Raw genomic sequence first — 17,350 nt, 5'->3', positions numbered from 1 at the left:
CGGCGGGCGGCCAGCGCGGCCACCCCGGCCCAACCCTACGCACTACCCGACCCGGTCAAGCAGGCGCGATCTCCACCGGCAGACCGTTGAGGACGACGGTCCCCGAGAGCGGGTCCAGCAGGGCGCCGTCGTTCAGGTCGTTCACGTTCACACCCGGCTCGGCGGCAGCGACGCCCAGTCTGATGCCGTCGACATCATGACCCCACCCGTGCGGCAGCGACGCGACCCCGGGCCGGATGTCGGTGGTGATCTCGACGGGGACGGTCAGCGAACCGCCCGCACCGCGGACCTTGGCGACGTCGGAGATGCCGAGTCGGTCGGCATCGTCGGGATGCATGAGCAGGGTGCAGCGATTGGTACCGCCGGTGAGGGCCGGGAGATTGTGCATCCAGCTGTTGTTCGAACGCAGGTGGCGGCGGCCGACCAGCAGCAGGCTGCCGTCGGCGGCCGGCGCCGGGTCGCCCCCGGCGTCCACCGCTGCGCTCAGGCGTGCGAGGTCGCCGATGAGCGGGTCGGGAGCGAGTTCGATCTTGCCGGATGCCGTGCGGAGCACCCCGGGCAGGCGCGGCCGCATCGGCCCCAGGTCGATGCCGTGCGGCGCGGCCAGCACATCCGCGAACGTGAGGCCGTTGCGCGCGCCGAAGGCGTCGCCGTACGCCCCGAGGCGGAACAGCATGTCCAGCCGACGCTGGTGCCCGGGCGCGTCGGGCAACTTCGCGACGAGCGAGGCGACGTCACGGCCGGCAACGGGCGAATAGGGGTCGGCGACCTCCTTCGACAGAGTCGCCGCGATGACCTGTTCGTCGACGAGCCCCGGGTCGGCGTCGACCCCGGCCCCGGACAGGCCCATGATCAGCCGGCACACGATCTCGATCTCGTCGGGACGGCCTGCCGGCAGCGGTAACACGGGCGGCGAGTAGCGGGCGGTGGCCCGGACCGCCAGGTTGTTCAGGATGGCATCGAAATGCGGACTCTGCGACGGGCGCGGCGGCGGCAGCACGACGTGTGCGTGCCGCGTCGTCTCGTTCAGATAGGGGTCGACGCAGACCACGAACTGTGCGTCGTCGAGTGCGCGTCCCAGTCGTGCGCCGTTCGGCGCGGACAGGACGGGGTTACCCGACACCGTCACCAGCGCCCGCAACCGCCCCTCGCCGGGCGTCTCGAACTCCTCGGCCATCGCGACGGCGGGGAGCTCACCGCCGACCTCCGCGTGACCGGAAACCCGGCTGCGCCACCGCCCGGTACGGAACCCCCGGCCCGCACGGGCCGGGCGGGGCGACGGAGCGGTCGGTGCGAGCGGGAACATCACTCCCCCGGGCCGGTCGAAGTTGCCGGTGAGGATGTTCACCACGTCGATGAGCCAACTGCCGATGGTCCCGAATTGCACTGTGGTGGTGCCCATCCGGCCGTAGACGGCGGCCGATTCCGACGCGGCGATCGACCGGGCGAGAGCCCGGATGTCGGCGGCCGCCACACCACAGAACGAGGCGACCCGTTCGGGAGTGAAACCGCTCAGCTCGTCGCGCAGCGCCTCCACGCCGGTGACATGCGTGGCGATCCCGCCGAGGTCGGCGGCGACGAGGTCCTCGTCGAACAGGCACTGCACCACCGCGCACAGCAGCGCCGCATCCGTTCCGGGCCGCGGCGCGATGTGGGTGTCCGCCAACTTCGCCGTGCGGGTGCGTGCCGGGTCGATGACGGTCAGGCGCCCGCCCCGGCGGCGCAGCGCGGTCAGTTTCCCGGGGAAGTCGGCGGCGGTGGTCACACTGCCGTTGGAGACCACCGGGTTCGCTCCGATGATCACGAGATGATCGGTGCGGTCGAGGTCCGGGACGGCAAAAGTCCCCGCATGACCGACGAGGTAACCGGTGGCCGCCTGCTTCGGCATCTGGTCGAGGGTGCTGGCGCTGAACACGTTGCGGGTACCGAGTGCCCGGATGAGCAAGGGCGCGTACATCGTGCCGGCGACGGTGTGCGCGGACGGATTGCCGAGGTAGAAGCCGATCGACTCGCCGCCGGAGGTCGAGATCACCTCGCGCAGCCCGTCGACCGCAGCGGTGAGCGCTGTGTCCCAATCGGTTTCGACGAGCCGACCATCGCGCCGGATGAGCGGACGGTCGAGACGATCGGGATCGTTGTCGAGCTGGGCGAAACTCGCACCCTTCGGACACAGGTAGCCGGCACTGAACACGTCGTCGGCGTCACCGCGCGCGGCGGTGACGATCTCGCCGCCGGTCGTGCGGTCCCGGCCGATGGTGAGGGTCAGACCGCAGGTGGCCTCGCAGAGCGGGCAGATGCGCGGTGCGGTTCGGGTCATGTGCTCAGGCTAGGCGCTCGGCACACCTGACTGCGACGGATTCGACGACGGCAGCCGTCGCCTGCGCATCAGCGGATCACGCTCCGCAGCTGCCGGGCCGCGACGGAGAGCGTGGCCAGGTCCGCGGTCCCGGTCTCCTCGATCTCCCGGAGCACGCTACGTACCCGGCTCAGCCGGTTCGACCGCGAGGACTCCCACTCGGCGATCTTGTCGGCCGTGCTCTCCCCGGGTTCGCTGACCTCCAGGATCCGCAGGGTCAGCGCACGGAGCGCACCGTGCATGTCGTCACGCACTGCCAACCGGGCCAGCGCATGCCATCGATCGCCGAATTCGAGTCCCGACACCGCCGTGAGCAGCTGTTCGAGACCGAAGTGCTCCATCACCCCGAAGTAGAGGTCGCCGACCTCGCCGGCGTCCCGGTCGGCGATCTCGGCCGCGTCGATGATGTCGAGCAGACAGAAGCGGTGCAGGCTAGCCGCGACGGTGTGGGCGAGGTCCTCGGGAACGCCGTGCTCGATGTAGGTGTCGGCGCGCTCGGCGACATCGCGTGCCGAACTCGGCCCGTACCAGTCGTCGATGACCTCGGACAGTGCTGCCACCCGCTCGCCGTAGCGGGTGATCTCGGCGGCCATGGCCAATGGTTGCGGCCGGAAGGCGAGCAGCCACCGCGAGGCGCGGAACAGCAGACGGCGCGCGTACAGCATCATCTCGTCGACGGCCTCGACCGGAGCCGGTGCATGCCGAATGCCCTCGAACACCTCGTTCATGCCGAAGACCTTGTTGGACACCACATACGCGCGGACGCCCTCCTCGGTACTGCAGCTGCTCCCCTCGCTCAACCGGAACAGGTGGGTCATCCCGGCGTGGTCGATCACGTCGTTGACGAGGGTCGTCGCCACGATCTGACGCCGCAACCGGTGTCCGCTGATCGCGTCGGAATGCTCGGTGCGCACCGCGTCCGGGAAGTAGCGCGCGACGCGGGGTGCGAACACGTCGTTGTCGGGGAGGTCGGTGGCGAGCAGGTCGGATTTGGACTCGAGCTTGACGTGCGCCATGAGCGTGGCGAACTCGGGCGACGTGAGACCGCGGTGGAGCTCACTGCCGACCCGCTTGCGCAGCTCGCGCGGCTCGGGCAGCGCTTCCAGGCGTAGGTCGACGCCCCGTTTGGCGGCGAGGTGTTCGAGCATGCGGGCGTGCACCTCCACTCGCAGCAGCTCGAATGTGCGGCAGAATCCGAGCTCGGAGTTCTGCGAGATGTTGTCGGCGAGAACGAGTTCGGCGACCTCGTCGGTCATCGACTCCAGTAGGGGGTCGCGTTCGTCGGCGTCGAGGCCGCCCGCCGAGACCGCCGCGTCGAGCAGGATCTTGATGTTCACCTCGTGGTCGGAACAGTCGACCCCGGCCGAGTTGTCGAGGGCGTCGGTGTTGATCCGGCCCCCGGCGAGGTCGAACTCGATGCGCCCGCGTTCGGTGACCCCGAGGTTGCCGCCCTCTCCGATCACCCTGGCACGCAACTCGTTTCCGTCGACGCGGATCGCGTCGTTGGACTTGTCGCCGACACTCGCATGTGATTCGGTCGACGCCTTCACGTAGGTCCCGATGCCGCCGTTCCACAGGAGGTCGACCGGAGCGAGCAGGATCGCGCGTATCAATTCGGGTGGTGAGAGTTCTGTCGTGCCGTCTTCCATGCCCAGCGCGTCCACCATCTCGGGGGTGATCGGGATCGACTTGCGGTCGCGCTCCCACACCCCGCCGCCGGCACTGATGAGGTCGGTGTCGTAGTCCGCCCACGACGACCGCGGGAGGCCGAACAACCGCTTCCGTTCGGTGAACGACGCCGCCGCCTCCGGATCGGGGTCGACGAAGATGTGCCGGTGATCGAACGCGGCGACGAGCCGGATATGCTCGCTGAGCAGCATCCCGTTGCCGAACACGTCGCCGCTCATGTCGCCGATCCCGACGACGGTGAAGTCCTGCGACTGCGTGTCGGTCCCCATCTCGCGGAAATGCCGCTTGACCGACTCCCACGCGCCCCGGGCAGTGATACCCATGGCCTTGTGGTCGTACCCGGCCGACCCGCCGGAGGCGAAGGCGTCGCCGAGCCAGAACCCGTACGACTTCGACACGTCGTTGGCGATGTCGGAGAACGAGGCGGTGCCCTTGTCGGCCGCCACCACCAGGTAGGTGTCGTCGGAGTCGAGCCGGACGACCCCGCGGGCGGGGATGACCTCCCCGGTCGCGAGGTCGATGTTGTCGGTCACGTCGAGCAGGCCGGCGATGAACTGCCGGTAGCACGCGATCCCTTCCTCCCGCTGCGCCTCCCGGTCCCGCGCGGCGTAACCGGTCGGCGGCGGCGGCTGTTTGACCACGAAACCGCCCTTGGCGCCGAGCGGCACGATCACCGCGTTCTTCACCGCCTGCGCCTTGACCAGGCCGAGGATCTCGGTGCGGAAATCCTCCCGGCGGTCCGACCAGCGCAGGCCGCCACGGGCGACCGAGCCGAATCGGAGGTGCACCCCCTCTACGCGCGGTGAGTAGACGAAGATCTCGTGCAGCGGACGGGGTTTAGGGGTCTGCGGGATGTCGCGCGGACGGAGTTTGAACGAGATGACCGGACAGTGATCGGAGTCCGACGACCCGCCGTCGACGAAGTAGTTCGTGCGGTCGGTCGCCGACAGCACCGCCGCGAACGCGGAGACGATGCGGTCGGCATCGAGGCCCAACACGAGTCCGATCTCCTCGTCGAGCTTGTCGCGTACCCGCTTTCGGCGCTGTTCGTCGGCGGTGTCGGGATCGAACGACGCGACGAACAGGTCGACGAGGCCGCGGGTGATGGCGAGGTGTTGGCCGAGGACGCTGGCGACGTGGGCCGAACTGTACGAGAACCCGCATTGGCGCAGGTACTGCCCGTAGGCGCGCAGCATCGCCGCCGACCGCCAGTCCAGGCCCGACCTGATGACGAGTTCGTTGTAGGCGTCGACGTCCGCACCGGCGAGCCAGATCCGGCGGAACGCCTCGGTGAACCGATCGGCGAGGTCGTCGGCGTGGTCGAGGTCGACGGTCATCCCGGCCGCGAGTTGGACGCTGAATTCGTAGGCCCAGCAGACGGTGTCGTCGAGCCGATGGATCTCGTACGGGTGCTCCTCGAGGACATCGAGACCGAGACTGTGCAACACCGGCAGGACATCGGTCAGTGTCGCCGACGCACCGCAGAGGTACAGCGTGAAGATCCACCGGTCCGGCTCGCGCCCGTCGGTCGCCGTCTCGGCGGCGTCGAGGGTCACGTCGATCTCACCCGGTTCCAGACCGACGACGCGGATGAGGTCGGCGAGGGCCGCATGCGGCTCGCGGAGCTCCTTGTAGTCCTCCGACAACGAGGACAACTGGCGCAGCAGCACGTCCGGGCCGCCGTCGAGTGCCGGGACGTCTTCTGCGACAGCCAGTTCGCGCACCCGCTCGTCCCAACCGCGGATGGCGGCGACCAGCGCCGCCTGCACGCGTGCGTGGGCCGGTGATCCGGTGTCGACCGAGCCGAGTTCGGCCGCCGTCGTCGGGTCGATACAGACCAGCACCTGCAACAGTGCCAACGGCATCTCGCTGACACGCGCCGTGTACTCCAGCCCGGTCCCGTCCACCTCGGCGACGAGCGCGCGCTCGAGGGCGAGACGGGTGGACGTGTTGTAGCGGTCCCGGGGCAGGTAGATGAGGGCGACGGCGGTGCGTCCGTCGAAGTTGGTGCGCAGGAACAGCCGCAGCGACCGCGTCGCCACCGCGTCCAGCATCTCGGTCAGGCGGCGTTCGAGCTCGTCCTCGGTGGACGAGAACATCTCCACCAGCGGATAGTTCTGCAGCAGCTCGATCATGGACTGACCGGCGAAGGAATCCTCCTCGACGCCCGCCTGCGCGAGGACGTCGTGCACCTTGGCGCGCAGGACCGGGACGTCGAGCACCGCCTGATGATTGCCGGCGGAGGTGAGGGTACCCAGGAAACGATGCTCGCCGTCGTGTTCGCCATTCGCATCGAACGTCGGAACCTGCACGAGCACAGGGAAATTGGTGCGCTGGATGCCGGTCGCCACGAACACCCGGCTGACCCGCGGGACCAGCGGACGATCAGTCACCGACGGGAAGTCGCGGCTGACGGAGTCGGTTCGCCACACACCGAGACGGGCGGCGTCCCCGGCGGGCCCGTCCCCGCCCACCCGCACATGGCCCAGCGGGTGGAAGTGGTTGCCGGCGAACCACTCGAGCAGTGCGGCGTACTCACCACGGTCGGCGTCGGAGACTCCGGCCCCCGGCAGCGGCGCCTCGGCCATCCCGGCGGCGCACTCGGCCATCCGAGAGCGCATCGCCGACGCATCGGCGTCGACGTCGATGACCCGCGAGACGACCTCGCGGAGGTCGTCGCGCAGCGGTTCAGGATCGATGCCCGGGTGACGTGCGAGGCCGCAGACCGCGATCCAGGACTCCGGGGTCGTCTCGCCGGAGTCGACGGCGACGAGTGTGCCGTCGGGGTCCCGCTGAACGGGTATCACCGGGTGGTCCATGCGATCGACGGTGAGGTCGTGCGCCTCGACCGTGGCCAGGACGGCTTCGACGAGCATCGGCATGTCGTCGTTGACGACGAGGATCTCGACGGTGCCGCCCTCGCCCGCGGTCACTCCGACGAGCGCCTCTCCGCGGCGGCGGACCCGCGCGTCATCGAGATGTCTGCGCACCCGGTCGGCGGCCGACTCACCTGCCGACCCGTCGGTCCGCGACCTGAAGTAGTGGTCCACCGCGTCCGGAACGAGTGACGTCACATCTGCCGATGCTAGTCACCCGCGCCGGGCGGAACCGGGATTAATCGCGAGTCAGTTTGCGGTGCGTGACCCGGTGCGGGCGGGCGGCGTCGGCGCCGAGGCGATCCACTTTGTTGGCCTCGTAGGCCTCGAAGTTGCCCTCGAACCAGAACCACTGCCCCTCTTCGACGTTGCCTTCCCACGCCAGGATGTGGGTACAGGTGCGGTCGAGGAACCAGCGGTCGTGGCTGATGACCACGGCACACCCGGGGAACTGCTCCAGCGCGTTCTCCAGCGAGCCCAGGGTCTCGACGTCGAGGTCGTTGGTCGGCTCGTCGAGAAGGATCAGGTTGCCGCCCTCTTTCAGGGTGAGCGCGAGGTTCAGGCGGTTGCGCTCACCACCGGAGAGCACCTCCGAGCGCTTCTGCTGGTCAGGGCCCTTGAACCCGAAGGCGCTGACGTAGGCGCGCGAGGGCATCTCGTTCTGGCCGACCTCGATGTAGTCGAGCCCGTCGGAGACGACCTCCCACACCGTCTTCTTGGGGTCGATGTTGGCGCGGCTCTGGTCGACGTAACTCAGCTTGACCGTCTCGCCGACCTTCACCGTGCCCGAATCGGGCTGCTCGAGGCCGACGATCGTCTTGAACAGGGTCGTCTTGCCGACGCCGTTCGGACCGATCACACCGACGATGCCGTTGCGCGGCAGGGTGAACGACAGGTCCTTGATGAGAACCCGGCCCTCGAAGCCCTTGTCCAGGTGCGAGACCTCGACCACGACGTCGCCCAGGCGCGGCGGCGTCGGGATCTGGATCTCCTCGAAGTCGAGCTTGCGGGTCTTCTCCGCTTCGGCCGCCATCTCCTCGTAGCGTGCGAGGCGGGCCTTGTTCTTGGTCTGGCGGGCCTTGGCGCCGGAGCGGACCCAGGCGAGCTCTTCCTTGAGCCGCTTCTGCAGCTTCTGGTCCTTCTTGCCCTGGACCTCGAGACGCTCGGCCTTCTTCTCCAGGTAGGTCGAGTAGTTGCCCTCGTAGGGGTGCAGCTTGCCGCGGTCGACCTCACAGATCCACTGCGCGACGTGATCGAGGAAGTACCGGTCGTGGGTCACGGCCAGCACTGCTCCCGAGTAGTTCGCGAGGAACTGCTCCAGCCACAGCACCGACTCGGCGTCGAGGTGGTTTGTCGGCTCGTCGAGCAGCAGGAGGTCGGGCTTCTGCAGCAGCAGTTTGCACAGTGCGACGCGGCGACGTTCACCACCGGACAGGTGGGTGACCGGCGAATCGGCCGGCGGGCAGCGCAGCGCATCCATCGCCTGCTCGAGCTGGGAGTCGAGGTCCCAGGCGTCGTTGTTGTCCAGGTCCTCCTGGAGCTTGCCCATCTCTTCCATCAGCTCGTCGGAGTAGTCCGTCGCGAGCTGTTCGGCGATCTCGTTGAAGCGGTCGAGCTTGACCTTGATCTCACCCATGCCCTCCTCGACGTTCTCCTTGACCGTCTTCTCCTCGTTGAGGGGCGGCTCCTGCAGGAGGATGCCGACGGTTGCGTCGGGGTCGAGGAACGCCTCGCCGTTCGACGGCTGGTCCAGGCCGGCCATGATCTTCAGGATCGACGACTTGCCCGCGCCGTTGGGTCCCACGACGCCGATCTTGGCGCCCGGGTAGAAGGACATGGTGACGTCGTCGAGGATGACCTTGTCGCCGTGCGCCTTGCGAACCTTCTTCATCGTGTAGATGAACTCAGCCACGTGAAAACTCCTTCGGACCTGCTCGATGCCGTGTGATCTGTCTGCCGCGGACGCGGGGGGTGTGCGCCCGGGCGCACACACAATGGGGACAAGCCTAGTCGCCGTCGCATGCCGGGCGACGGTCCGGTGCGTCTGCGCCGGTTCGGTGCACGTCTTTCGCGGTTGACGCGCGGGTGGGCAGGTTTGCCGAGAGAATGTCGTGGGGACGAGAACGGGGGAATGGGTGAGCGCCGTGCCGGTGTGCGGCGGCGAGGCGATGGGAGCGGTCGATGGGTGCGGTACCCAGATGGACGATCGTGTCCGTGGTCCTGGGTGTCATGGTCGGGTCGATGGGCGTCGTCGCCTGCGAGCCGGCGCCGCGCGAGTGTCCGCCGACCATCTCTCCCCTGCACGGCCCGGCCGGGGACTGCCTGCGGTTCGGTGTCAGCACCCCGAGCGGCCCGCTCCGCCCGGCCGAGGTCGCCGCGGTCACCGACCTCGTCGGGGTCCGGCCGACCGTCAACCTGTTCTTCGAGGACTTCACCGCGATCCCCCCGATCGCCGCACTCGACGCCGTGGTCGCCTCGGGTGCCGAACCGGTGGTCACCTGGGAGCCGTGGCGCCACCTCGGCGGTGACGACTACGACTGGGGCGCGTTCACGATGTCGTCGATCGTGGCCGGAGCCCACGACGACTACCTGTACCGCTGGGCCGACGAACTCGTTTCCTGGGGCGGGATCGTCTACCTCCGGTTCGCGCACGAGCCGAACGGCGACTGGTACCCGTGGAGCCCGCCGGCGGGACCTCCCCCGAGCTGTACATCGCCGCGTGGCGCCATGTCCACGACCTCTTCGCGTCCAAGAACGCGACCAACGTGAAGTGGGTGTGGGCCCCGAATGTCCCCCTTTCCGACGACGCTCCGCTGTCACGCTGGTACCCGGGCGACACCTACGTCGACGTCCTGGGGATCGACGGCTACAACTGGGGCGCGGTGCCCGGCCACCGATGGACTCCGCCGGCGGAGTTGTTCGCCGATTCGTTTGCACAGCTTCGTAACTTGTCCTCCGAGAAACCGATACTCGTCACAGAGGTCGGGTCGACAGAAGCCGGTGGTTCCAAAGCCGACTGGATCGCCGACCTGGTGACCTACCTCGACGACGCCGACGACGTTACCGGCTTTGTCTGGTTCGACCACGACAAAGAAGCGGACTGGAGATTGGGCAGCACGGCAGCAGCGGGCGCCGCGATGGCGCACGCACTCGAGAAAGCGGGACTGAGGTGACCCTGGTGGACGCGCACATCGATGCCGACATCGAAGAGGCACGACTGCATTCGATGCAGCAGTTGAACGTCCTCGACTCGCCCCCGGAGGATCGGTTCGCGCAGATCACCCGGATGGCGAAAGCCGTGTTCGGCGTACCGATGTCGACGGTGTCGCTGCTCGACCGAGACCGGCAGTGGTTCAAGGCGGTCGACGGCATCGAGCTGCAGAACCTGCCGCGGGAACAGACGGTCTGCCAGGTGACGGTCGCGCGCGCCTATGACCACCCCGACGATCCGGCGCTGATCATCCCCGACGTCTCGAAGGTCCCGGCCTTCGCCGCGATCCCGCAGATCGCCGCCGACGACGGAATCCGCTTCTACGCGGGATATCCGCTGTACGGCCCCGGCGGACATCCCGTGGGGACCTTCTGTCTCTATGACACCCGGCCGCGGGAACTCACCACCGATCAGGAGGCGGCGTTCCGCGAGCTCGCCGCATGGGCGCAGCGGGAGATCGCGAACAGCGACGACCTGGAACGCGCGGCACTGGTGCAGCGTCAATTGCTGCCGCCGCCCCTCGGAGTCGTCCCCGGATGGTCGATCGCGGCGATGTGCCTGCCCGCCTTCGCCGTCGGCGGGGACTTCTACGATCACTACCCCTGGAGCGACGGCCTGGTGTTCACCGTCGCCGACGTCATGGGGAAGGGACTCGGCGCGGCGATCCTCACGGCGACGGTCCGGTCGGCGATCCGAGCCGCATCCCGCGCACTCGACGCCGCCGGACATGGTGCGGCCGACGCCGACCTCGCGAAGGTGGTCGGGACGGTGGCCGATCAGCTCGCCGACGACTTCGCCGGCACCGAGACGTTCGCGACCGCGTTCCATGCACGCCTGCACACCGACGAGGGGCAGCTCGAGTACGTGGACGCCGGCCATGGCCTGTCGATCGTCCGCCGGGCCGCCGGAGATGTGGAGTCGCTCCCCGGGGGCGGTCTGCCGATCGGCATCCTGCGCGACGACACCTGGGACTCCGCCCGGGCCCACCTCGATCCCGGGGACATGGTCGTCATCACCTCCGACGGGTTGCTCGACCTCCTACCGTCTGGTGACGAGTCGGCGTTGCGGGCACTCTTCGCCGACACCTCGACCCCGTCGGAGGTGTGCTCGATGGTGAGCGAACTGGTCGCCTCACGGCCGCCGATCGACGATGTGACCGTCGTGGCCATTTGTCGAGACGACGCCGGATGAGCGAGAGCGTCGAGGAGGCCACCCTCGCGCGCACGGCTCCGTCGCCATGGCTGCGACTGCTGATCGTCGCCGCCGCGATCCTCGGGATCAACTACATCGTGTGGCGCTGGCTGGCGTCGGTGAACTGGGACGCCTGGTGGATCGCGGTTCCCCTGGTCGTCGCCGAAACGTACAGCCTGATCGACTCATTGCTGTTCGGGCTGACGATGTGGCGACTGCAGCATCGCCCCGACCCGCCTCCCCCGCCCGAGGGCGCCACCGTCGACGTCTTCATCACCACCTACAACGAACCCCTGGATCTGGTGATGAAGACCGCCGTCGCGGCGAAGGCGATCACCTACCCGCACACCACGTGGATCCTCGACGACGGTGATCGACCCGAGCTCGCCGAGGCCGCGGCCCAGGCAGGCATCGGGTACATCACGCGATCGTCGAACTGGCTCGACAAACCACGACACGCCAAGGCCGGCAACCTGAACAACGCCCTGATGCAGACCGACGGCGAGTTCCTCCTCATCCTCGACGCCGATCAGATCCCCGAACCGCAGATCCTCGACCGCACGCTCGGCTACTTCCACGACGACAAGATGGCCCTCGTCCAGACGCCGCAGTATTTCGTGAACGTGCCGCCCGGGGACCCGCTCGGCAGCCAGGCTCCGCTGTTCTACGGGCCGATCCAGCAGGGCAAGGACGGGTGGAACGCCGCGTTCTTCTGCGGATCCAACGCCGTGCTGCGCCGGGAGGCGCTGATGCAGCTCGGCATCACCCAGTACGTCTCCGCCGTCTCCGACGGCATCGATCGCGCCCTGCGCACCGCGCGTTCTGTCCTCAAGTCGACGCGCAAGCAGGTCGGGAAAGACAACCCCACCGCCTCGGCCGCGCTCGACGCCGTCGACGAGGCCGTGAAAGACGCTCGCGCGCAGCTGAAGAAGAAAGAGCCACTGGCCGAGATCACCTATCGCTTCCAGGCGCGCGTCGACGAGGCGGCACGCGGGCTCGTCGACGCCGACGTCGAGGCCATGCGCGCCGACCTCGAGGCCATCGAGGCGCTCACCGAGCTGAGCGAGCAGGAAGCCGGTGCCGGCGCCGTCGACTACGACGCACTCGCGGTCCTCGCCGAGCGCGAGTGGTCGCCGCTCGGCGCCATCGAATCCATCCGCGCCATGGTCGCGGCGGTCGACGTCGGGCGATCCGACGAGGCCCAGCCCATGCTGCCCCTGGCCACCATCTCGGTGACCGAGGACATGGCGACCTGTATGCGGTTGCACGCCCTCGGCTGGAACTCCGCCTACCATCACGAGAATCTTGCCTTCGGCCTGGCGCCGGAGGACCTGAAAACCATGGTGACGCAACGGCTTAGGTGGGCGCAGGGCACGATCCAGGTGATGCTGCGGGAGAACCCGCTGGTACAGAAGGGCCTCACCCTCACCCAGCGACTCATGTACTGGGCGACGATGTGGAGCTACCTCGCCGGTTTCGCGGCCATCGCCTACATCGCGGCACCGGTGGTCTACCTGGTGCTGGGCATCCTGCCGGTCGAGGCCTACAGCTGGGACTTCTTCCTGCGGCTGATCCCGTTCCTGGTGGTCAACCAGATACTGTTCCTGGTGGTGGCACGAGGCACGCCGACGTGGCGCGGCCAGCAGTACAGCCTCGCTCTGTTCCCCGTCTGGATCAAGGCGTGCACCACCGCATTTCGCAACGTCTACATGAACCGTCCACTCGGTTTCGCGGTGACCCCGAAGACCAAGCAGTCGCAGGATGCGTTGCCCTGGCACATCGTTCGGCCACAGCTGATCGCGATGGCGTTGCTCGTGGTGGCCTCGGTCATCGGTGTCGTGCAGCTGTACCGGGGCGCCGTCTCCGTTCTCGGCGTCGGCGTGAACCTGTTCTGGGTAGTGTTCGATCTGGTGATCCTGAGCGTTGTCATCACCGCGGTGCGGTACCGCGGTCCCGATGAGGAAGGGCAGTGATGGCGAATTTCGCAACACGTAGCGTCGACGGCGGCGCCGTGGCGATCCGGCCCGAGGGCCGGCTCAACATGGTTGTCGCCCCGCGACTCCGAGACCAGTTGCACGAGTTGGTCGGGTCCGGTTCGGCCCGGATCGTCGTCGACCTGTCCGGCACCGACTTCATCGATTCCTCGGGCCTGGGCGCACTCGTCTCCGGGTTGAAGGTGGCACGCCAGGCCGGCGGCGACCTCCGGATCGCGGCCCCGACGCCGCAGGTGGTCACCGTCCTGGAGTTGACCAATCTCAATCGCGTTCTGCGCGTCCACCCGTCGGCCGACGACGCCTTCGACGGGGCCTGACGGGACCCGTCCCACTCACCCAGAGATCGAGGACCCGGCGATGACCGAGAACACCGCGACCCGCACCCTCGAGGAGATCACCTCGCTCGAGACCATGGACCACATCCACGCACTCCTCGCCGATCTCCTCGCGGAGTGCCCCATCGACGACATGGACGCGATGCAGTTCGAGCTCGCCGTGGCCGAGATCGGCGCCAACATCATCGAACACGCCGGGGACGGCGCAACCGTCACCCTGCGCCTCGAGCTGGAGGTCGCACCGGACCGGATCGAAGCCCGCTACTCCGACGACGGCAGTCCCGCCCGCGTCGATCTCGACGCCGTGAACCTGCCCGACGACTTCGCCGAGCGTGGCCGCGGCCTGGCCATCGCGATCAACGTCCTCGACGAACTCGCCTATCGTCGTGCCGACGGCAAGAACCACTGGCGACTGGTCCGGAACCGTTCGGACTGAGTCGTAATCGGCTCAACCCCACGATCGTGCGTTCACGCCGCCGACTCGCGGGTCTCGGGCGCGGTTGCGACGACCGGCGCGTCGGCCGCGCGCCCCTGGGCGGGCGTGCCCCGATAAGTGACGACGCAGCGACTCAGGTCGAGTCCGACGGCCACGGCCGTCATCTCGAGATCGGAGCGACGTGAGCCGTCCGCCGACGGGTACTCGTTGGTCTTGATCTGACCGTGCGCGATCACCGGTCGACCCTTGGCGATCGCCAGGCCGACCCCGGTCAGCAGGCGCCGCCAGCAGCTGACCGTCAGGTACAACGTGGGTCCGTCCGACCACTCGCCGGTGTTCTTGTCGATCCGCCGCGAGGTGCACGCCACGCGGAAGGAGATCACGTCCTCCCCGGTGGTCGTCTGCCGCCGACGGGGATCGGACACTACGGTTCCGATGACGGTCGTGTACGTCTCAAACATGGTCGTCTCCTACGGTTGTCGGCCACGGGAAGGTGTGGCCGCACCAGCATCACCCGCAGCGGGGCCGTCAACCGTCGAGGCCGCACGACTGTGGAGAACTCGACGGGTTACCCACAGATCGCGATGCACCTGACACTCGCCGCCCATACACTTCGCAGGGTGCGCATCCGAAGGCTCCTGGTAGGTCTCATCTCAGCGGCAACAATGCTGGTTGCCCCGCCCCTCGCAGGCGCTGCGCCGGTCGCTTCGCCGACATTGACCGGTCTGACCGAGGCGATCGCGGGCCGGCTCGCACTGGCTGACACCGTCGCCGCGACGAAATGGGCGTCCGGCGCGGCCATCGACGACCCGGCGCGCGAACAGGTGGTCCTCGACACCGTGTCGCAGCTGGCCACCGACCGCGGTCTCGACCCCGCCTACGTACGCGGTGTGTTCCGCAATCAGATCGAGGCTAGCAAGACCGTCCAACGCGGACTGTTTGCGCAGTGGCGGCTGCCTGGGCAGACTGCTCCACCTGCGACGTCCGATCTCGGTCCGGTCCGGACCGCGATCAACGAGTTCACCGTGGCCATCGTCGACCAGCTTGCCGCCGCAGGCGAACTCGTGACGAGCTTCCGGTGTCCCCCAGAGCTGATCACTGCGACCGGCCGCACCGCTGCCGATTTCGGCTTCGATCCCCTGCACACCGGCGCCTTGATCCAGGCCGGGTCGTCGGTATGCACGGTGTCGACGGGGTCCGGCTGAGACCTGTTGCCGCTCAACCGCGCTTGTTGAGTTCCTTCAACATCTCGTTGTAGCTGCCGAGGTCCGCGTCGTGGTCGCGGTCCGCGTTGCGGTCGAAGCGTCGCGCCAGCTTCGTATCGCTGCGCTGCCACTGCACGAACAGCGCGAGCAGGACCACCACCAGGGGGATCTCGCCTGCGGCCCAGGCTATTCCGCCCCCGACACGTTGGTCGTCGAAGAGGCCGTAGTTCCACGGGAGATTGAGCCCGCGGTAGTAGGTCTCGGCGATGACCGCGGTCGTCATCATGAGGGCGATGCCGAAGAACGCGTGGAACGGGATCGAGGCCATCACGAGGCCCAGCTTTGCCACGGGTGACACCTGACGCGGGGCCGGGTCGATGCCGATCACCAGCCAGTAGAAGATGTAGCCGCTGATCAGGAAGTGCAGATTCATCAACAGGTGCGCCGCGTGGTACTGAACCACGGACTCGTACAGACCGCCGAGATAGAGAACGTAGAAGCTGCCGACGAACATGACCGCGGCGATCAGCGGATGCGTCAGGATCCGGGACGGCGCCGAGTGCACGCCCAGCTGAATCCACTCGCGCGGGCCCGGCGGATTGCCCCGACCGGCCGGCGGCAGTGCCCGCAGGGCGAGCGTGACCGGGCCACCAAGCACCAGCAGGACCGGCACCATCATCGACAGCAGCATGTGCGCGATCATGTGGATGCTGAACATCGCCGGGGCGTAGCGGCCCAATCCCGATGACGTCGCCAGCAACAGCAGCAGACACCCGAGGAGCCACGCGACGGTGCGACCGACCGGCCAGGCATCACCCCGGCGCCTCAGGCGGATGACTCCCCGGAGATACACGACGGCGAGCACGATCGCCGCGAGCCCGAAGATCAGGTCGAAGCGCCACTCGGTGAGAAGGCGGACGAACGTCGGCGGCCCGTCGAGGTCGTAACCGATCGCGTTCTCGGTCGCCGAGATCTGGGTGGTGTCCACGAGTGGAGGCGGCGTACGGCTCAGGCCGACGGCCAGGCCGAAGGTCGCGGCGAACACGGCGAGTTCGACCAGTCCGAAGCGGACGAACAGCGACGGCTTGTCGTCGGCGTCCAGTTGGGCGATGGTGACACGACGATGCCACGCGCCGAGTCCGCCGAGCACGACCAGGGCCACCACCTTGGCCACGACCAGACGGCCGTAGGTGTCGGTGAACAGGTCGCCGAGCGGCACCCGCACCAGGGCGTTGACGACACCGCTGGCCCCCACGACGAGGATGCACCAGAACGCGACGCGCGAGAACCGGCGCACCGCCAGGGCACGCCATCGTCCGTCGGCGAGGGCGTAGACCACGACCGCGGCGAGACCGCCGAGCCACAGGGTCGCGCCGATGATGTGCAGGATCAGGCTGTTGGTGGCGACGTCGTGGTTGCCACCCGACGAGGAGTGGCCCGCGAGCGCGGACGGCATCAGGCTGAACACGGAGAACGCGATGACCGCGATGGTCGGACCCCAGTGCAGGGTCATCCGGGCGATGATGGCCGCGACCAGTGCGAACACCGCGGTCCAGAACCAGGTGCGCACCTCCGCGACCTGGCCGTAGGCGGTCAGCAGGTTCGCCGGGCGGATCGCCTCCGCCAGCGGCGCCCCACTGACCTCCGACGCCGAGAACGGCATCGACAGCAGAGCGGAGACCGACCACGTCAGCGCGCTCGCCGCCGCGATCCGGATGGCGCGGTAACCCCCGACGTCGAGGACGCCGCTCGCCTGGGGCGGCACGAAGAACGCGGCGAACACGGCCGACCCGAGCGCGATCGCCGCGGCGAACTCGCCGATCGCGGTCAGAGCAGGTGCGCCGTAGGTGGTCAGCGGCCCCGGATCGGGCACACCGGTCAACCGGAGCGCCGACGCCGCGGAGATCGCGGTGACGGCGACGGCGACGATCGCGGCGAGCCAACCCGATGCCCACAGGATCGCGGTGACGACGCCGCGCGGTTCGTTCATCGCGTCGCGATGCTGCTCCGCGGAGGCGGGCGTCGACGTGCGGGTCATCCTCCAACTGTAGGACCGG

Annotated in this window: 10 protein-coding genes and 1 pseudogene; 6 read left to right on the top strand and 5 right to left on the bottom strand. The window is 68.3% G+C overall.

What is annotated here, in order from left to right:
• Positions 1-55: 55 nt before the first annotated feature.
• From QAD21_RS09735 to ettA, 3 genes are all read right to left on the bottom strand, one after another.
• Entirely contained in the window at positions 56-2,317 is a 2,262-nt protein-coding gene (locus QAD21_RS09735; RefSeq protein WP_165630212.1) for a molybdopterin-dependent oxidoreductase, read from the bottom strand.
• A gap of 68 nt (positions 2,318-2,385) precedes the next feature.
• Entirely contained in the window at positions 2,386-7,119 is a 4,734-nt protein-coding gene (locus QAD21_RS09730; RefSeq protein ID WP_159370610.1) for an NAD-glutamate dehydrogenase, read from the bottom strand.
• A 40-nt stretch (positions 7,120-7,159) separates the two neighbouring features.
• On the bottom strand, positions 7,160-8,833 hold the full coding sequence (gene ettA / locus QAD21_RS09725; protein WP_065629023.1) for an energy-dependent translational throttle protein EttA: 1,674 nt from the start codon (positions 8,831-8,833) through the stop codon (positions 7,160-7,162).
• 269 nt (positions 8,834-9,102) lie between these two features.
• Here ettA and QAD21_RS09720 point away from each other — a divergent pair.
• The 5 genes and pseudogenes from QAD21_RS09720 to QAD21_RS09700 all read left to right on the top strand — a co-directional run bounded on the left by QAD21_RS09720 (position 9,103) and on the right by QAD21_RS09700 (position 14,088).
• Positions 9,103-10,094, top strand: a pseudogene (locus QAD21_RS09720) (glycosyl hydrolase).
• Positions 10,091-11,323 carry a SpoIIE family protein phosphatase gene (locus QAD21_RS09715; RefSeq protein WP_159370608.1) on the top strand — a complete coding sequence of 411 codons (1,233 nt, stop codon included), beginning with the start codon at positions 10,091-10,093 and terminating at the stop codon, positions 11,321-11,323. The pseudogene QAD21_RS09720 and the gene QAD21_RS09715 overlap by 4 nt, the downstream one beginning before the upstream one ends.
• On the top strand, positions 11,320-13,296 hold the full coding sequence (locus tag QAD21_RS09710; protein ID WP_159370607.1) for a glycosyltransferase family 2 protein: 1,977 nt from the start codon (positions 11,320-11,322) through the stop codon (positions 13,294-13,296). The genes QAD21_RS09715 and QAD21_RS09710 overlap by 4 nt, the downstream gene beginning before the upstream one ends.
• Positions 13,296-13,634 carry an STAS domain-containing protein gene (locus tag QAD21_RS09705; RefSeq protein ID WP_058250027.1) on the top strand — a complete coding sequence of 113 codons (339 nt, stop codon included), beginning with the start codon at positions 13,296-13,298 and terminating at the stop codon, positions 13,632-13,634. Before QAD21_RS09710 ends, QAD21_RS09705 begins: the two co-directional genes overlap by 1 nt.
• Before the next feature lie 40 nt (positions 13,635-13,674).
• Positions 13,675-14,088, top strand: coding sequence for an ATP-binding protein (locus QAD21_RS09700; RefSeq protein WP_159370606.1), 414 nt, complete (start codon positions 13,675-13,677; stop codon positions 14,086-14,088).
• Between the two features lie 32 nt (positions 14,089-14,120).
• Here QAD21_RS09700 and QAD21_RS09695 read toward each other — a convergent pair whose 3' ends face one another.
• Complete coding sequence (locus QAD21_RS09695; protein ID WP_058250025.1) at positions 14,121-14,549, bottom strand: single-stranded DNA-binding protein; 429 nt, start codon at positions 14,547-14,549, stop codon at positions 14,121-14,123.
• A gap of 159 nt (positions 14,550-14,708) precedes the next feature.
• Between QAD21_RS09695 and QAD21_RS09690 the strand changes: the two genes are divergently transcribed.
• Positions 14,709-15,293, top strand: a complete 585-nt coding sequence (locus QAD21_RS09690) for a chorismate mutase (protein WP_137809309.1) — start codon at positions 14,709-14,711, stop codon at positions 15,291-15,293.
• A 13-nt stretch (positions 15,294-15,306) separates the two neighbouring features.
• Here the strand turns inward: QAD21_RS09690 and QAD21_RS09685 are convergent, their stop codons facing one another.
• On the bottom strand, positions 15,307-17,331 hold the full coding sequence (locus QAD21_RS09685) for a cytochrome c oxidase assembly protein (protein ID WP_137809308.1): 2,025 nt from the start codon (positions 17,329-17,331) through the stop codon (positions 15,307-15,309).
• Positions 17,332-17,350 lie beyond the last annotated feature (19 nt).

The sequence above is a fragment of the Gordonia sp. SMJS1 genome (genome assembly GCF_029866425.1).
GTDB classification, from domain to species: Bacteria; Actinomycetota; Actinomycetes; order Mycobacteriales; family Mycobacteriaceae; genus Gordonia; species Gordonia hongkongensis.
Note: the sequence above shows the minus strand (reverse complement) of the source record. Positions and strands in the feature narration are given on the sequence as shown.